The organism is Devosia sp. UYZn731 (assembly GCF_040546795.1).
Lineage (GTDB): Bacteria > Pseudomonadota > Alphaproteobacteria > Rhizobiales > Devosiaceae > Devosia.
In genome coordinates this window covers 47,743-64,142 of sequence record NZ_JBEPOL010000012.1, presented here as the reverse complement: position 1 = coordinate 64,142, position 16,400 = coordinate 47,743, and the positions used below count along the sequence as shown (strand labels likewise).

Here is a 16,400-nt window from a genome sequence, read left to right as displayed (position 1 = left end):
GGCATGACTCGTTCTAGATTCCCGCGCGGCTGTCTTGGGGCCGCCCTGATAATGGCTGTTGCCAGCGCTCCAGCCGCAGCACAGCACCTCGGCGACAACGAGGTGCGGGGCGCCGCGCTTTCGGGCGAGTGGCAAAACGAGCAGGGCATCGTCACCCGCGGCCCCGACGGCAAAGTGATTTTCCTTTATGGTGAGGTACAGCCTTCAGTTGTGTGTTCGCCGCTACAGGTCTGCGATATTGAGCTGCAGCCCGGAGAGATCGTCCAGGACGTGCTGATCGGGGACACGGTCCGCTGGAAAGTCGAACCGGCGACGTCCGGGGCGATGGGCGCCCAGGCAGTGCACCTGATCCTCAAGCCGTCCGAGGCAGGCCTTGAGACCTCGATGGTCGTCACCACGTCGCGTCGGACCTATCACATCAAGCTGACATCCCATCACAGCCAGTACATGGCTCGCGTCGGCTTCGATTATCCCGAGAACATCAACGCGGCTTTTGCCGAGATCAATGCGCGGATTGAGGCGAGCATCGTGCCTGGCGCCGGCGTGCCGGCGGATCAGCTAAACTTCGCCTTTCAGGTGTCCGGCACAGCCGGCTGGCGACCGACCCGGATCTATAGCGACGGGCAGAAGACCTATATCCAGTTCCCCTCGGCGATATCAGGCCAGGATGCGCCAGTTCTCTTCGTGGTTTCGGGTGGTCAGAACCGCATCGTCAACTACCGCATGAACGGCACCATGATGGTCGTGGATTACTATATTGACCACGCCATCCTCGTGGCTGGGGTCGGCAACAAACAGCAGAAAATTGCCATAAGGCGGGGAGGCTAGGGCCATGGCGATGCTCTCTCCTCTGGCGCGCTTGGGCGCCCTGCTGCTCGTCACTACACTCGCCGCATGCCAGACCCTTGGTGGCCCGGGGCTTGTGACCAGCACGGTGACGACGGAGCTGACGCCAGAGGCGGCAGATGCCATTGCCAGCGATATGGCCGGCCGCCTCGCCGAGCATATTGGACCTGGCAAGACCACGATTGCCCTGGCGCTGGATGGCTCGATCTTCGGTCAGGCGCTCGAGGCGTCACTCAGGGGCGGGGGCTATGCGATTGTCACCGATCAGAAGGCCGGCGACACCGCGATAGTTCCGCTCGCCTATGTCGTCGATGACTTTGAGGGCCGTGTCCTGGTACGCGTGTCGACAGCTGCTGTCGAGCTGACCCGCATGTATGAGGTGTCCGGGACAGGTGCCGCCCCTGTCAGTCCGCTCTCGGTGATGGCGCGCAGCGCGGGAGAAACACCGTGACTCCATCGCTGCAACTGGGCGTCGACACCAGGCTCGGGCCCCGCATCCGACGTCTCAATCGGCTGCCGATCCTAGTGGCCATCGGGCTCGTGGTCTTGTTTTTCGGCGTCATCATCTACGGCCTCAGCTCGCGGGGCCTGCAGCTGGGGGGTGACGATAAAGATCCAGGCACCGTTAGGCCTGCATCGAGCGATGCTGACCAGCTCAAGCGAGGAATTCCGGATGGAATTATCGGGGAACCAGCTCCGATCATCATCCAGCCCACCCCAGCGCCGGCGCCGGCGATCGATACCAGTGCAAATCCCTTCCTGGGGCCCCAAACCGGCCCCCTTGCTGACCGATCAGCGCTCGAGTCTGAAGCGGTCTGGCGGGCACGTCTTGAGCGAGAACAACAGGAGCAATGGCTGCGCGAACTGCAGCGACAACGCATGGCAAGGCTGCAGGCGGACGGCGCCGCTATGGACTCGCCGATCGAGGTTGGCCTAGGCGATCTCAATGAGCATCTTGCCGACACCAACACCGGCACCCATTATGCCAATCCGAATGGGTCGACGCGGCCGCCGAACGCGGCCGATCCCTATGCCGCGGCCATGCAGACTGGCGGACAAAACACCGATCCAAATGGTCAGATCGGCAAGGAGCAGTTTTTCAACCAGGACATTGCCGAACTCGGCTACCTGCCCAATGCCGTGGTTCCGCAGACGTCGCCATTCGAACTCAAGCGCGGCTCGGTCATTCCGGCGACACTGGTGAGCGGGATCAACTCGGACTTACCCGGGCGCATCACGGCTCAGGTCTCACAGAATGTGTACGACAGTTCCACTGGTCGGCACCTGCTCATTCCGCAGGGAACCAAGCTTTTCGGTCGGTATGGTTCAGAGGTCTCGTTCGGCCAGAGCCGCGTTCTGGTCATCTGGACGGACATTATTTTTCCCAACGGCTCCACCCTGCAAATCGGCGGCATGGCTGGCACGGACAGCGCCGGCTACGGGGGTTTTACCGACCAAGTGGACAATCACTATTTTCAGACGTTTGGCTCGGCGGTCCTGGTGGCCCTGATCGGAGCTGGCACGGAGATGATGATCCCCCAGGATCGCAATGGGAGGGGCACATCAAACGGCACCGAAGATGCCGCACGACGCTCCTTTGCGGAGACCTTCGCTCAAATGTCGGAAGAGACTGTCTCGAGAAACCTCGACGTGCAGCCGACCCTTGAGATCCGGCCGGGATACCAGTTCAACGTCCTGGTCGATCAGGACATCGTTTTTCCACGCGCTTTCCAATGACTAAAAGCCATGCCAATGAGGAATGTTCGGAGCGTTCGAAAGACACCTCACCGGCGGTCAGCGAATTCCATTCCTGCATGATATCCCGATCGAGAAAGCGTGCCTAATATAGAACCTATATTGCCAGAACATCGACGTAACTGAATCAATACACTTAGGGAGGGTGATTTTGACTAGTTCTCGTTTGATCGACAATGCATTTGATAGCTTCATCGACGAGATGGAGCAGCAGCCTGATAGAAATGGCGTGCGGTTGGCGCTGAGGAAGCTGACCCGAGCCTGTGGCTTTGACGAGTTCACCTATGTCTGCAACGGCGGCACCGAAATTGTCGGCATATCCAGCTATCAGGCTCAGTGGCAGGCGTCTTACCTCGACCGCAATCTCACCCTTGTAGACCCTGTGGTTCGGCTGGCACGCCAGTATATGCGCCCTTTCTGTTGGAGCCGGACAGACGTCGCTTTCCAAGACAGCAAGACCCAAGGGTTCTTCGATGAGGCCGAGAAATTCGGCATCAGTTCGGGGCTGACCATTCCAATCCCGGCTAGCTACGGACGTTTTGCCATGCTGACCATGGTCAGTGCAAAGAGGGACTCGGCAGAAACAGTCAAGCTGGACAATCCTGTCCGCGCCATTACTGCCGCGGCACTCGTTCATGTCTGGCTCGCCAAACTCGTGGCAGGTGACCAGAATACGGCCAAGCCGATGCTGACAGGCCGCCAATTGGCGTGTCTGACCTGGGTGTCTTTTGGAAAAACGACGCCCGAAACTGCCATGCTGCTTGGAATATCGCCCAGCACAGCGCGGTTCCATCTGGACGACGCAAAGCAACGCTTGGGGGCGGTCAATGCCTCACACGCGGTGCGCGTTGCGCTGGAACGCGGATTGATTTGAGCAGCTAGACAGCCAACGGCTGATCCATGCAGCAATGCCTTGTTGATTTGGCTGTGCTGTGAAGGATCGGTGACACCGCAGCACCAAGCAGAAAACGGAGCAGCGGTATGTTGTTTATGGCAACTCTTGCCGGGGTCGCGGCGAGGAGGTTGAGACGTATCGACCGGATAAGGCACAAAGCCGAGCGGGGGGAGGCAATGGATAAAAAAGCAGCCGGAGTACCGGTCTATGCCGGTTCACTATCGTGACCTGGCGGAGCGAACCACGCGGCAGAAAGACTGAGGCGTTGTTCGAAACCATTGCGTCTACGACGATGGTTTCGGCAGCCTTGCATACTATGCGGGACTATTATGGCCTGACACATGTCACATATCACCTCGCCCAAACTGTCGTAGGTGAGGTCGACTCTCCCTTTGTGCGCACGACCTATCCGGATCAATGGGTAGCGCAGTACCTCCTCAAAGGGTATGTCGCGCACGATCCTATCGTTCGCGCCGGCTTTACGCGATCGCTGCCTTTCGACTGGAGTGAGGTCGAGATCGTCTCGTCAGACCGGGCATTCCTTGATGATGCAGAACGACACGGCATCGGGGGACGGGGGTATTCCATTCCCATCACTGACAAGGCCATGCGGCGTGCGCTCCTGTCGGTCAACTCGCACCTTCCGGTGACGGGCTGGCAGGTTCTGACGGCGCGCTTTGGTGAGGAGTGGACCGAACTTGCCCTATTGGTCCATCGGATCGCAGTTGGGGAGCTCTATGGTGCAGACGATCCTGTCCCGACGCTGGCGCGAAGGGAAATTGAATGTCTCCATTGGACCGCATTGGGGAAAGATCACAAGGACATCGCGCTCATTCTGGGCCTGTCTGAGCACACAGTTCGGGACTATACAAAATCGGCCCGGTTAAAACTGGGATGCGCAACCCTGTCCGCCGCAGTTACACGTGCCGGGCATCTTCGCATCATCAATCCCTGGCCGTGCCCCCCCTAAAATGAGGGGTCAATCGGCGGGATACCGCAATCGCTCATCCCAACGCATGGTTCCGGACCAACGTGCAGGGGAGCGAGCAACGGTGATCACCTCAATACAAGCATTCGAGCACGCGCAGTACCGCGATGTGTTGGTGCAGATGTTTCAAACGCGCAAGCAGGTCTTTTTCGACATGCTCAGTTGGGATGTCAGCATCCAGGAGGACCGAGAGGTCGACGCGTATGACGCGCTGCATCCCGTTTATCTAGTCTGGTGCAACCGGGAACGGTCCCGCCATTACGGAAGCATCAGATTGATGCCGACCACAGGCCCGACCCTACTGCACGACGTCTTCGGGAGCACTTTTCCGGATGCTGCGGCGCTAACGGCGCCAGGAATCTGGGAAGGCACCCGGATGTGTCTCGATGAGCAGGCGTTGAGAGACGACTATCCCGGCATGCCGGCAGGCCGCGCTTTCAGTCTGCTGCTTGTGGCCCTCTGCGAATTTTGTCTGTCTCACAACATTCATACGATGATTTCCAATTATGAGCCGCACTTCAAACGGATCTACACGCGCTCGGGGGCCCGCGTTCACGAACTCGGCCGCGCGGACGGGTTCGGCCGATCCCCGGTTTGTTGCGGAGCCTTTGAAGTGTCCTCCGACGTGCTCTCAATCATGCGCGCGCGGCTTGGGCTTTCCGAGCCGGTCTATGGTGCCGACGACGCTGCCGGCCGCATCCCCCAAGCGATCTGCGCAGCGTAGGCCAGGTCTGGAAGGGCGCAACTGCTGGCTGGCCAGCATGCCCAGCAGCATCGATGGGCTAGCAGGAGCCGGCACATGGCATCGATTTTGATCGCATCCACTGACGCAGACTACTATCTGCTGCTCTCCCATATCCTTTCGGAGGCGGGGTTTGTGGTGTCGCTGGCTTCAAGCGTGGCGGAGGTCGTCCAGCTCAGCCAGCAGACTAATCCGACAGCGATCCTGCTTGACTCCCGGCCGGGTGACCCGCTCGCCATCAGGGCCTGCCTCGAACTCAAGAATGAGGCTGCAACATTTGGCATCACTGCGGTGGCATTGATCGCTCCTGGCGCAGAGCAGCAATATTTGGATCTGATGAAGGCGGGAGTAGATGAAAGCTTTGTCCGTCCGATCACGCCCAGTAAGCTGCTGGACTTCCTTGAGGCGCTGGCGGGCCAGCCGCTGGGAGTAAGAAATCGGCGGGACGGGCGAGCAGGCTTGATCTACGCCGATATCGATATCGATCTCGACTTGCACCGCGTGTCACGCAAGGGACGGGCCATCCATCTCGGACCCATCGAGTTCAGGATGCTCCAACACCTTGTTGAGCACGCTGGGGCGATATGTTCGCGCGATGCCCTGATCCAGGCGGCATGGGCGCAGGGACGCTATGTCGATCGTAAAACCGTCAATGTCCATATCGGTCGGCTGAGGCACGCCTTGGGCGAAAGCGGGGGCGATATCATCCGCACCATACGCTGCGCCGGGTACATCCTTGAAACGCTCGACCGTCATCGGGAGGAGCAGGGATAATGGCCGAGGGAACGGGCTTCAATCTCGTCATAACCAACACGGCGATCATTACCGGGGATGGAAAGACCGTCCATCCCAAGGGACATATCGGGATTAGCAATGGCAAAATCGTAGCCCTGTCCTTGGGTTCGGAGGAGTTGCCGCTAAACGGCTCCCCCATTGTGGATGCGGGGGGCGCGACGAGCTTTCCGGGTGTGATCAACAGCCACGCTCATGGCTGCACTTTTGGACCGACAATGCCCAGCGGATCAAAACCATTTCGTCCTGAGGACGTCAGATATTTTCGCAATCGCCACCTCCTCAGCGGGACCTCGACCCTTCTCAATGTCTGCGGCCTCTGCCTTCCACAGGAAATTGCTGATCCATCAGGCGTGCGGCATCCTATGCGTGTGTTCTCGACGACAGCACACTCTGCCAGCTCCAAGGCCGCAGCTTTTGACATTGATGGCAGCGGGCTGCGCGCTTCTCATCTTGCAGTGTCGGCTGAGGGCGTCATCGAACAAGGGGCGGTTGCGCTGGGGGAAGGGGGAGGGGGTCAGACCCTTGGCGGCGGCGCGCAGGACTATGCCTTTTTGCCTCGCGCGATCGAAGATGTCACCGGGGTGTTGGTCGACGCGCGCGCGGCAAGGCGCCTCAAGGAGGTCCTACTCGGACGGGCCTTGCAAGATCGGGCGTCATCGCCAGATGCGCAGTTCATCGCGCTGTGCGACGAACTCGATCTCCTCAAGAGCGCTTCGGCGGACCACGTGGCCAACGCGATAGCTGCCTCGGTCTTGAGGCCGATGCAGAACGCAGTCCTGGGTCTTGGGGAATTGGCGGAGCTCTCGGCGCGGACGGGTTTGCCCGCAATCCTGCACAATGCCTTGCCGTCGGCACATCATATCCTGGCCCTGGCGCGTGCTATTCCCATGGCCCGCCTCATTGCCGCCCATTGCAACCACCCCTCGTTTTCACCTGAGGAAGCCGTTGCCAATGCCAAGCTTCTGCGTGAATGCGGCGTGCTAATCGACGTCAGTACGCTGGACTGCATCTCTACTCATTGGCGCAACAGCGCTGAAAACCTCGATGCATTAATCAGCGAAAGGCTGGTCGACACCATCACGACGGACTTTGCGGGCGGCCATTGGGACGGCATATTGGAGGCGGTCCATCGTATGGTCGTCAAGGGTCAGCTGTCCGCGCCCCAAGCGCTATCTTTGGCGACGGGCAATGTAGCGTCCATCTTCGGCGCATTCAACGATGCGGGGCGCATCGAGATTGGCAAACGAGCTGATGTCACCATCGCGGACAGCTTGAATCTCAGTCGGGTGCGTCATGTGATCATAGGGGGCCAACTGGTAGTGCGGAATGGCGCCATCGTCCATTCAGCGACACCAGTATGACCATGACCGCGGATGTGCGTGCTCAACGTTCGCTGGATGAGGCGGGCTGGGCGAGAGCGAGTTGCAGCTTGTTGATATTGCAGGTCTCGGGATCGGCGGTGCCCAATATCTGCTGGCAAAGGCTTTCCGATATCCGGCCATCGGCAATGGCTCGGAACTTCTCGCGAATATCAGTGGACGAAAGGGCAGACGCTCCAACGGCGGCCTCGTTTTCTAGGACGGTGTCGGACTGAAGGATCACGCGCACCCTGGCGAGGGTCTCGGCGGGGAACCGGCTGTCGATCGATGGATCGATCTCAAGATCAATTTTCTCCGCAAAGGCCGCGATGCGGTCATCGCTCAACACGCGTTGCGAAATCGGCGAGAGCGCCTGCGGGCCATGAAGCGCGAGGGTCGCCAGGCAGAAGGGTAAACTGTATTGAGCGTCGACCAGCGTTTCCGGTCTGAGCTTGTTGGCAAGGCGCAGTGCCCAGCCAAAGCTCGAAACCTCAATCCGGGCAATGCTCGCGGGCTCGATGTCGCCCAGGGCACGATAAGCATCGAGCGCAGGATGGATGTAGCGGCAGCAGGCATATCGCTTGAAATAGGTGTCGGCGATCAGCCCTGGGTCCAGGCCTATGTCGATGGGATGGCGAAAGTCATAGTGCGATGGGTGGTCCAACAGATCGATCGGTCCGGTAAAACCTATGCGGGAGAGCTCGAGAGCCATCAAGCCATGCATGGTGCTAATCGGAATGCCCTCCTTGGCCCAGTTTCCAGTCTGGTTGGCGTAGCCTGAACTGCCGTTTGCCTGCTGATTGGGCGCCCAGACGCCGGCTATGGCCAGGGCATTGGCAAGCTGATCGCGATCCGGCCTGACCAGATGCCCACATGCGGACACCACACCCAGACCCGCCCATCGCCCCGTCTGATAGGTTTGTGTCCGATCGTATTGCTGGGCCGCGGCAACCGCGATGGCCACTTCGTAGCCTATGGCGATGGCGGCAAGGATGTGCGGGGTCGAATAATGTGCTTGGGTGGCCTCTGCCAAGACTGCCGGCACAATCGCGGATCCTGGATGCCCACGTGCCAGACGGTGTCCGTCGTCGAAATCAAGCGAGGATGCCGCCATCGAATTGCACCAGGCAGCGCCGGCGGGACTGAGCCGGCTGTGGGTAAACCAGACTGGCGCCCCTCCCTTGGCAAACGTTGCATGGGCCATCTGCCGGGCCGATAGAGCGGCCTGGATCGAGACGCCCGCAAGGCAGGCCGCGACGTTGTCCAGCACGCAATCAAGCGCTTTGGACCGTATGGCACCTGGCAGTGCCTGGGCTGGATATTGCAGGATGTTGTCAGCCAGGCGTTGGGTGAAATGCCGCAACTCGGTCATGAGGGAGCATTGTCGTTGGCAAGCCCAGCCAGGGGCGACGCCGCTGCCAGATAGGTCTCGTAAATATACTGGGCCACATAAAGGTCGAGGCTGGGCACCCCCACACAGGTGATATGGGTTGGGCCGGCGTCGTGTCCCTCAGCGGCAAGGTAGTCTGCCAGTTCGCGCACACCGCGGTCCGCGGCTTGAGCTTCGAGGGTCGAGCCTCGTCGCGAGAAGTGAAGTGCAATCGACTGGGAGTTGCGGGCACTGACCATGGCAATGTCATCACAGACGACGCGGCCGTGGTCCAAGGCACGAGAGATGAACTCATAGGGGGCTTCATCGCCGCCGAGATGAAGAACTGTCGCATTTCGTTCGATTTCAAAATCCTCAAAGAGCGGGAACTTCGAGTTTGACGCGGTGATGATCAGGTCGGCTTCCCTTAGATAGGCGTTGCCGGCCACGGGAGTGATCGTCAAAGCGATCGGTTGAAGGGACTGAACAAAGGCCTGGGCCGTGGCCATGGAACGCGTCCTGACCCAGAGGTTTTCCAGTCGGGGTCCGAGCACCGCGTCAAGAGCAAGGCAGATGCTGCGGGCAATTGGCCCCCCTCCAAACAGAAAAACGCTGGCACCGGGGCGTCTTGAGAGAATGGCTTTACCAATTAGGGTCGCGTAGGTCGCGGTGCGTGCCGCCGAAATGGCCGTGCCCTCGAGCAAGCAGAGCGGGCGCATGGTCATGGCGTCCAGAAGCAGAATTGTCGAACACGACCGCGGGTATCCAACAAACCGGTTGGCGGCATTGGCGCCCACGATTTTGACGCTTGCCAGTGTGGAGTTGACTGCCGTCAACGTGGATAGTTTCCATCCGAGACGCTCGCGTTCGAAATGCTGACGAAGCGCTCCATGTTGAGACGACGCCCAAAATGCACTTTCCGGGGGGAGCAGCACCGATTTCTTGCCCGTGCCCTGGCCCGGCCCGATGTCGCGCCACATTTGAGCGGCGCGCTCGTGGAGAAGGCGTGGATCGAGCTCGACGCCGGATCTAGCCAGGTCGGCCGAGGAGATCAGTAGCGGTGGGAACGAGGGCCTATCATGCTCCATTTTGGCGATCCTTGCAGGTCTGATCGCGCAAGGATGAGCCTTTCGGCCGGCTCGAAGTAGCCAATTTTGGGACAAATCGAGGCCGACAACCGGCCCAAGAAATGGGCCGGCGGCGCTGATTGCTTTATCGCCAGGCCCGGATAGTTGCCATCCCACAGCAAGGGGGTAGCGTTTGGCAAACCCCTCGTGCCAAACCTGCCCTTCCGCCTAGCCGGTTGGCGGAATGTGAAGCCGGTGGCAAGAACCGCAACTCGATAGGCTTTTGCGATGAGCAGCCATTGGAATGAGCTTTCGCGCTCGCTCTATCGCATCGCTGTGCAGTTCGGCGCAGATATATCCGACGCCTTCAGGCGCCCGCGCGATTACCCGGCCCCACGGATCGCAAACAAGAGAATCCCCGAAACTGCTCCGCTCGGTCCCGTCGGCCGATGGGTAGCTCCCCCATTGGCCGCAGGCAACGAAATAGGTCTGGAACTCGATCGCCCGCGCGCGACACAGAACCTCCCAGTGGTCTCTTCCGGTCTCGGCGGTAAACGCGGCGGGCAATATCATGACGTCGACTTCGCGCTTGGCCAGCTCCCAGAACAGGTTGGAGAAGCGCAGGTCGTAACAAATGGCGCAGCCTATGCGCAGTCCGTAGAGCGTATAGACCAGCAGGTTCGAGCCGGGCATGACGGTCTCGGATTCGCCATAGCGGCGTCCTGAAGGCGTGGTGATGTCGAAGAGGTGGATCTTGCGATATCGCCCGACCTCCTTTCCCGAGCCGTTAAAGATCACCGTGGTGTTGTAGATCTTGGTGTCGCCGGGCACGCGCTCCAGCATGCTGCCAGCGTGCACCCAGACCTGATGTTTTGCGGCAAACGCCGAGACGATGCGATAGGCTTCGCCGCCCGGCAAATCGTCGGCCGCAAGCAGCTTCTGCTCGGGGGTGCCGCCGGACCAGTCGAAATGTTCGGGCAAGACGATAAGATCGGGATGAGCATCGTGGACGGCTTGCTCCATGAAGTGGACGGCCTGCGCCAGATTGCGGGCCCGATCGGGTTGGGAATTCATCTGGATCATGGCCAGCTTCATGAGAGGTTCTCCCGGTCGAGATCGAAGATGGAATGGCCAGCCTGCAAATGACGGCGCACGGCCAGTGATTGTACTTGCCGGGCTGCAGCCCGAATTGCCATCTCGCGCATGCGGTCAGGGCCCGCCACGTAGACGCCGCTCTCATCGGCGAGGACGCAATCGCCGGCCATGACCACGGCATGGCCGCAAGCGATCGGGTAATTGATCTCACCGCCCAGTTGGATATGGCGGGAGGTCGTCTTGGCCGACACGCCGCGGCACCAGACCGGCAGGCCGTTGGCGACGATTTCCGAAGGGTCGGTGCAAGGACCATCCACGATGATGGCCACGGCTTGCCTGGCCTTGGCGGCGGCCGCAACGCCGCCGCCAACGCAGGCAATTTCGTCCTGATCGAGTCTTGCGATGACCAGGATATCTCCCGGTTCCAGCATATCGATGGCCATGTAGATCACCCGCCCATCGCGACCCGGGGCCGCGACGGTGATGGCGCGACCAACGGCGTGTGCTGGAAATACCGGGCGAACACCCCCAGTGATGAAGCCTGCGAACTCGAAATGGCCGATCGTGGCGGTTTCGACGCCGGCGAGCAGAGCACAAAGCTCCTGATCCAGCGGCTCGGGTCGAGGCGCTGCCCGGTATTGTTTGTCCATTTTGTGTTTCCGCCTGACTGGGAGCTAGACCGGCCGTTCGCCGGCGGTGGTCGTGCGGTGCATGATCCGGATCGAATTGGGATCAAAGCCGTCGCGGCGATGCATGGTGCATCGGTTGTCCCACATCATGATATCGCCGGCATTCCACTGCTGGACAAAGACGTCAGCGGTGTTGGTGGTATGATCCCAAAGCTGGGCGAGCAGATCGTTGCTCTCCTCGAGCGGCATGCCGACGATCCACGCCCCTTCGGTCGTCCCACCGAGATAGAGCGCTTCGCGACCGGTTTCGCCATGCGTGCGCACGAGGGGATGCACCATGCCGACCCATTCCCGGAAGTCCTTGGAGGTCGGTTCGGTACGCCCCAGGCGGAGCTTTCCGGTTTTGTCATAGGCCGATTGGAAGAAGATCTGGCGCTTGTGGACCGCGTCGCGCAGGTGGTTGGGGAGGCTGTCATAGGCCTGATAGGTGGACAGAAAATAGGTGTCGCCGCCGGTCTCGGGGACCTGCACTGCGCGCAGGATGGCTCCGGCAGGAGGTTTCTCGTAGAACCAGGTATCGGTGTGCCAGGTCGCTTCGCTATTGCCCATGGCGCCGCTTGGCCGGCCATCTTTCATGGCATTGCTGATGACCAGGATTTCTGGATGCGTGGGGTGGCCACCTTCCTGCAGTTGCTTTGGATGAATGACGAACTCTCCGAAATGGCGGGAGAAGTCGACCTGCTGCTGATCGCTGATATTGGCGTTTCGAAACCTGATGACGCCGTATTGCAGCCAGAAGCTGCGAACGAGCGCGATGTCGACGGCGTCGTAATTGTTGAAATCGAACCCCTCGATATCGGCACAGACATTACTGTCATGCTGTACGGCCCGTATTCTGTCCTTCACGTCCATAATTTTGCCTCCTGTAAACGTCGGCTATTCCGACACTGGTAGCCTAGGGTTTGAGATCAACGGTCGTCCAATATCAATTTGGCCTGATTAATAGGATTTGATTATCGGTCAGTTAGCTAGACAGGAGCTTTATAGCGGCGGGTTCGATGGTCAGCTCGATATCGACGCCAGGCCTCAGTTCTGCGCCGCGGGCGGCGCTGATCAGAGATTTAAGGACCGTGTCGCTCTGATGCCGGCACCACACTTCGAGATAGGCGCCCAGATTGACGATCTTGGTGATGGAGACCGGCAAAATGTTGAGGGGGCGATCGGCTGGAGATTGCCCTTCGATCCAGCGCGCGGCCTCAGGGCGGATGCTGCAAAAGGCAATTCCGGCCGGATCGGGCTCGGGGGAGGCGGCCAGCAGCTCGAGGCCAGTTCCAGAAATCTTCACACGATGGATGCCGCCTTCGACCTTGGTGGGGGTAACGGCAAAAATGTTGGACTTTCCGATAAAGTCGGCGACGAACGTTGATCGCGGCGTGCTGTAGAGTTCAGAGGGCGTACCGACCTGAGCGATGACGCCCTGGTGCATGACCACGATCCTGTCAGACATGGCCATAGCTTCTTCTTGGTCGTGGGTGACGTAGACGAAAGTGATGCCCAGTTCGCGCTGGACGTCCTTTAGTTCGATGCGCATGGCTTCGCGCAATTTGAGGTCGAGATTGGAAAGTGGCTCGTCAAGAAGCAGCAGGGAGGGACGCGGAGCGATGGCGCGGGCCAGTGCCGTGCGCTGCTGTTGTCCACCGGACAGTTCCTTGGGGTAGCGGTCCTCGAAGCCATCGAGGTGAACGCTGTGCAGAGCTTTTTTGACTTGCTCGTCAATGTCGTGCTGGCTCTTGCCCTGCATCTTGAGCCCGAAGCCGACATTTTGTCTGACCGTCATATGCGGGAAGAGGGCGTAGTTCTGGAACACCAGACCCACCCCACGCTTCTCGGGGGGCACTCCAGTCTGATCGAGGCCGCGGACCTTGATGTGCCCGCTCGACGGTATGGTGAAGCCGGCAATCATGTTGAGGGTCGTGGTCTTGCCGCACCCCGATGGGCCAAGAATGCTGACGAACTCGCCTTGTGGCACGGTTAGATCGATCGCACGGACAATGGGGGTGGAACCGTAATTCTTGCTCAGATTGACCAGCTCGATATCGGGCGAACTCATTTGCTTCCTCCGTGGATTTGGGCGGAAAAGCCGCCAATTTTTTCAAAGGCGAAGATCACGGCCAGCACAAAGAGGAGAGACGCGACATTGACCGCCGCCAGAACCGGATCGAGGCTGTATTCGAGATAATTGATGACGGTGATCGGCAGAGTGGTTTCGCCGGGCCGGACCAAAAAGACCGACAGGGGAATGTTGTTGAAGGAGATGATGAAGGCGAAGGTCATCCCCGAAAAGACGCCCGGTTTAATGATGGGGAGTAGCAGGTACCGGATGCGCTGGGCTTTGGTTGCACCCAGGCTTTGGCCCGCGCGGTCAAGGTTCTTGTCGAAGTTGAACATGGCGGTCGCGATCATCCTTACCGCAAAGGGCAGGGTGAGGATGATGTGCGCGGCGATCAGTCCTGGGGTGCCGACCCAGCGATAGAGCCCGGCTGATGAAAGGAACAATACAATCGCAACGCCCTTGACGATTTGCGGCACGGCCAGGGGTGAGAGCAAAAACGACATGATCGTCGCGTGCCCGGGACATTTCTCGAAGGCGACCACATAGGCCGCGAGAAGTCCGAGCACGCCGCTGATTACCGCAACAAGGACCGCAATCTGCGCACTGAGCATGAAGGGATCGAGCCACCGGCTGGCAATCAGGTCGCCATACCAGCGCGTGGTCCACTCCCCGGGGATGAGGGTCACCTGGGCAGTTGGGCTGAGGGAAGCGGCCATCACCACGAGCAGGGGCAGGGTGATGAAGGCCATGATGCAGACCAGGGAGACCCAGAACAGGCTCGAGATAATTCGGTTCATTTCGATCACGCGGTTCTAGAATTGAAGCTTCTTGTGCAGGCGCATTTCGAGCCGTGAGCCGATGAAGGCGACGATCAGCATCATCACCAGCAGCACGTTCGCCATGACTGCGGCGAATGACCAGTCGATGTAGAAAAGCACTTGCTCGTAGACCATGGTGGCGAGCACCTTGAAGCCGGCGCCTCCGAGTATGGCGGGCGTGGCATAGGCGCTGGCCGACATGGTGAAGGCGAGCAGCATGGAGCTGACAATGCCCGGAATGGTCAGCGGCACGAGGATGTGCCGGATTACGGACAGGCGCGATGCGCCCAGGATCTGAGCCGATTTTTCGAGGTTCGGATCGACACCCTGCAGGCTGGTCAGGAGGGACAGAATGCCAAACGGCAGGATCACATGAGTGAGTCCTATCACGACGCCGAACATGTTCTTGGCCAAGGGCAGGGGTTCGGAGATCAGGCCGAGCCCAACGAGCGCGTTGTTGATGAAGCCGTGGTCCTCCAAAATGATCAGCCAGCCATAGGTGCGCAGCACGACCCCGGCCAGTTCCGGGGCGATGGCCAGGGCAAAGACCACTGCGCGCCAAGGCGAGCGGGACCGGGCAAGGAAATAGGCGACTGGATAGCCCATCACGGTCACGCAGATCGCGACAAGGCCGGACATAAGAACAGTGCGTCCCAGGCCGATCAGAGTGAAATCATCGTTGAAGAAGCGCTCGTAATTGGCGAGAGAGGCGCCCGAAGCCCCCTTCGGCTGGAAGCTGAGGCCCACCATCATGCCCATGGGGATGGCAAAGAACAGCAGGAGGATGAGGGCAGGGGGCAGGAGCGGTGTGTACTTGCGGAGCAGGGCCGTCCTCATGGGACGGTCCTTGGCGGCATTGATGGCCAGGCTCGACATGGCGGTTACCGAGCGGCCGGGACGACTTCGCGTTCCCAGCGCATGCCCCATTCCGCCAGGTTGGCCGACAAGGAAGCGAGGTTAGGAAGCAGAAGTTCGTCGAGGTCGGCCTGGGTGGTGATCTTGCGGGCTCTGGCCTCGTCGCTGACTTCGATGTCGGAACGGGCCGATCCGACCTTATAGCTTTGGACCCAACGTTCCTGGCTGGTCTTTGCCAGGAAGAAATCAACGAATTTAAGGGCCAGCTCTTTGTTGTCGGCGCCCACTGGAATGTTGAGGGTGGCAATCAGGGGGATTGAGCCTTCTTCGGGCAAAATGTAGTCGACCGGGGCGCCGCTATCGACAAGCAACTGTGCCCTGCCGTCCCAGAACGGCATGGCCCAGACCCGACCATCGACGATGTAGCTTTCAAGGATAGCAGAGGCCTGCTCGAAGCCGATCGACTGGGCCGCGAGCCGCGTCATGGCTTCAAAGCCGGGGTCGATATTGTCATTGATATCGCCGCCATAGACCGAGGCCATGATCTGCGTGAGATAGGCCGCCATGATATTGGCGAAGGTCGGCAGGACGATCCGGCCATGCAGGTCTTCGTTGAAGAGATCCTTCCAGGAGGTGGGTGCTTCAGTGAGCTTATCGGTGCGGTAGAGCAGGGAGAGGTACTGGATCTCGTGGACCGCCCCACAGGCGCCGGCTACGGCACTGATGGCGGGATTGAGATAGGCCAGGTTGTGTACCGTTTCGACACTCATGGGCTCGAGCAGCCCTTCGCGGCAGCCATCGAGCGACTGAGAGGCCGACATGACCACCACATCAAAGCCCGGTCGGCCCTTGGTGGCCTTGATCTTGGCATAGTCCTGCTGGGACGAGCCGACGGCATCGTAGATCACCCGGACGCCATACTGTTCTTCGAATGGCTTGATGATGGCGTCCTGGATGATTTGCTCATAGGGCCCGCCATAACTGTTGACGATCAGATCCTGCCCGTGGGCGAGGGTGATGACGCTCGACAGGGTTACGGCTGATGCCGCTAGAAGTGCTCTTTTCACGATATTCC

At 59.8% G+C, this 16,400-nt stretch carries 17 protein-coding genes; 8 read left to right on the top strand and 9 right to left on the bottom strand.

Annotated features, from left to right (window positions below):
- Positions 1-3 precede the first annotated feature (3 nt).
- From trbG to ABIB57_RS23795, 8 genes are all read left to right on the top strand, one after another.
- Positions 4-828, top strand: coding sequence for a P-type conjugative transfer protein TrbG (trbG, locus tag ABIB57_RS23830; protein ID WP_354043750.1), 825 nt, complete (start codon positions 4-6; stop codon positions 826-828).
- Between the two features lie 4 nt (positions 829-832).
- Positions 833-1,297 carry a conjugal transfer protein TrbH gene (gene trbH, locus ABIB57_RS23825; RefSeq protein ID WP_354043748.1) on the top strand — a complete coding sequence of 155 codons (465 nt, stop codon included), beginning with the start codon at positions 833-835 and terminating at the stop codon, positions 1,295-1,297.
- The gene (gene trbI / locus ABIB57_RS23820) at positions 1,294-2,583 is read left to right on the top strand and encodes an IncP-type conjugal transfer protein TrbI (RefSeq protein WP_354043746.1); all 1,290 of its coding nucleotides are present in this window, start codon (positions 1,294-1,296) and stop codon (positions 2,581-2,583) included. Before trbH ends, trbI begins: the two co-directional genes overlap by 4 nt.
- A 184-nt stretch (positions 2,584-2,767) precedes the next feature.
- A complete protein-coding gene (locus ABIB57_RS23815; RefSeq protein WP_354043745.1) occupies positions 2,768-3,475 on the top strand; it encodes a LuxR family transcriptional regulator in 708 nt (235 codons plus the stop codon).
- Positions 3,476-3,719: 244 nt separating this feature from the next.
- A complete protein-coding gene (locus ABIB57_RS23810) occupies positions 3,720-4,466 on the top strand; it encodes a helix-turn-helix transcriptional regulator (protein ID WP_502914470.1) in 747 nt (248 codons plus the stop codon).
- Between the two features lie 82 nt (positions 4,467-4,548).
- Positions 4,549-5,208 carry an acyl-homoserine-lactone synthase gene (locus ABIB57_RS23805; RefSeq protein WP_354043743.1) on the top strand — a complete coding sequence of 220 codons (660 nt, stop codon included), beginning with the start codon at positions 4,549-4,551 and terminating at the stop codon, positions 5,206-5,208.
- Between the two features lie 75 nt (positions 5,209-5,283).
- The gene (locus ABIB57_RS23800; RefSeq protein WP_354043742.1) at positions 5,284-6,000 is read left to right on the top strand and encodes a response regulator transcription factor; all 717 of its coding nucleotides are present in this window, start codon (positions 5,284-5,286) and stop codon (positions 5,998-6,000) included.
- Positions 6,000-7,382 (top strand): amidohydrolase family protein, encoded by a 1,383-nt coding sequence (locus ABIB57_RS23795; RefSeq protein WP_354043741.1) that lies wholly within the window; start codon positions 6,000-6,002, stop codon positions 7,380-7,382. Before ABIB57_RS23800 ends, ABIB57_RS23795 begins: the two co-directional genes overlap by 1 nt.
- A 22-nt stretch (positions 7,383-7,404) precedes the next feature.
- Here the strand turns inward: ABIB57_RS23795 and ABIB57_RS23790 are convergent, their stop codons facing one another.
- The 9 genes from ABIB57_RS23790 to ABIB57_RS23750 all read right to left on the bottom strand — a co-directional run bounded on the left by ABIB57_RS23790 (position 7,405) and on the right by ABIB57_RS23750 (position 16,356).
- The gene (locus ABIB57_RS23790) at positions 7,405-8,751 is read right to left on the bottom strand and encodes an MmgE/PrpD family protein (protein ID WP_354043740.1); all 1,347 of its coding nucleotides are present in this window, start codon (positions 8,749-8,751) and stop codon (positions 7,405-7,407) included.
- Entirely contained in the window at positions 8,748-9,836 is a 1,089-nt protein-coding gene (locus ABIB57_RS23785) for an ornithine cyclodeaminase (RefSeq protein ID WP_354043739.1), read from the bottom strand. The genes ABIB57_RS23790 and ABIB57_RS23785 overlap by 4 nt, the downstream gene beginning before the upstream one ends.
- A 207-nt stretch (positions 9,837-10,043) precedes the next feature.
- Positions 10,044-10,910: a carbon-nitrogen hydrolase family protein gene (locus ABIB57_RS23780; RefSeq protein WP_354043738.1), complete on the bottom strand. Its 867-nt coding sequence runs from the start codon at positions 10,908-10,910 to the stop codon at positions 10,044-10,046.
- Positions 10,907-11,560 (bottom strand): RraA family protein, encoded by a 654-nt coding sequence (locus tag ABIB57_RS23775; protein WP_354043737.1) that lies wholly within the window; start codon positions 11,558-11,560, stop codon positions 10,907-10,909. The genes ABIB57_RS23780 and ABIB57_RS23775 overlap by 4 nt, the downstream gene beginning before the upstream one ends.
- A 24-nt stretch (positions 11,561-11,584) precedes the next feature.
- Positions 11,585-12,451: a TauD/TfdA dioxygenase family protein gene (locus ABIB57_RS23770; RefSeq protein WP_354043736.1), complete on the bottom strand. Its 867-nt coding sequence runs from the start codon at positions 12,449-12,451 to the stop codon at positions 11,585-11,587.
- A 112-nt stretch (positions 12,452-12,563) separates the two neighbouring features.
- Positions 12,564-13,649: an ABC transporter ATP-binding protein gene (locus ABIB57_RS23765; protein ID WP_354043734.1), complete on the bottom strand. Its 1,086-nt coding sequence runs from the start codon at positions 13,647-13,649 to the stop codon at positions 12,564-12,566.
- Entirely contained in the window at positions 13,646-14,449 is an 804-nt protein-coding gene (locus tag ABIB57_RS23760) for an ABC transporter permease (RefSeq protein ID WP_354043807.1), read from the bottom strand. The genes ABIB57_RS23765 and ABIB57_RS23760 overlap by 4 nt, the downstream gene beginning before the upstream one ends.
- Before the next feature lie 15 nt (positions 14,450-14,464).
- A complete protein-coding gene (locus ABIB57_RS23755) occupies positions 14,465-15,346 on the bottom strand; it encodes an ABC transporter permease (RefSeq protein WP_502914469.1) in 882 nt (293 codons plus the stop codon).
- 5 nt (positions 15,347-15,351) lie between these two features.
- The gene (locus ABIB57_RS23750) at positions 15,352-16,356 is read right to left on the bottom strand and encodes an ABC transporter substrate-binding protein (protein WP_354043804.1); all 1,005 of its coding nucleotides are present in this window, start codon (positions 16,354-16,356) and stop codon (positions 15,352-15,354) included.
- Positions 16,357-16,400 lie beyond the last annotated feature (44 nt).

Bases quoted from the DNA above. Each gene is read 5' to 3' on its own strand.
- trbG (WP_354043750.1), top strand. From the start codon at position 4: ATGACTCGTTCTAGATTCCCGCGCGGCTGTCTTGGGGCCGCCCTGATA.
- trbH (WP_354043748.1), top strand. From the start codon at position 833: ATGGCGATGCTCTCTCCTCTGGCGCGCTTGGGCGCCCTGCTGCTCGTC.
- ABIB57_RS23800 (WP_354043742.1), top strand. From the start codon at position 5,284: ATGGCATCGATTTTGATCGCATCCACTGACGCAGACTACTATCTGCTG.
- ABIB57_RS23795 (WP_354043741.1), top strand. From the start codon at position 6,000: ATGGCCGAGGGAACGGGCTTCAATCTCGTCATAACCAACACGGCGATC.
- ABIB57_RS23790 (WP_354043740.1), bottom strand. From the start codon at position 8,751: ATGACCGAGTTGCGGCATTTCACCCAACGCCTGGCTGACAACATCCTG.
- ABIB57_RS23785 (WP_354043739.1), bottom strand. From the start codon at position 9,836: ATGGAGCATGATAGGCCCTCGTTCCCACCGCTACTGATCTCCTCGGCC.
- ABIB57_RS23780 (WP_354043738.1), bottom strand. From the start codon at position 10,910: ATGAAGCTGGCCATGATCCAGATGAATTCCCAACCCGATCGGGCCCGC.
- ABIB57_RS23775 (WP_354043737.1), bottom strand. From the start codon at position 11,560: ATGGACAAACAATACCGGGCAGCGCCTCGACCCGAGCCGCTGGATCAG.
- ABIB57_RS23770 (WP_354043736.1), bottom strand. From the start codon at position 12,451: ATGGACGTGAAGGACAGAATACGGGCCGTACAGCATGACAGTAATGTC.
- ABIB57_RS23765 (WP_354043734.1), bottom strand. From the start codon at position 13,649: ATGAGTTCGCCCGATATCGAGCTGGTCAATCTGAGCAAGAATTACGGT.
- ABIB57_RS23760 (WP_354043807.1), bottom strand. From the start codon at position 14,449: ATGAACCGAATTATCTCGAGCCTGTTCTGGGTCTCCCTGGTCTGCATC.
- ABIB57_RS23755 (WP_502914469.1), bottom strand. From the start codon at position 15,346: ATGTCGAGCCTGGCCATCAATGCCGCCAAGGACCGTCCCATGAGGACG.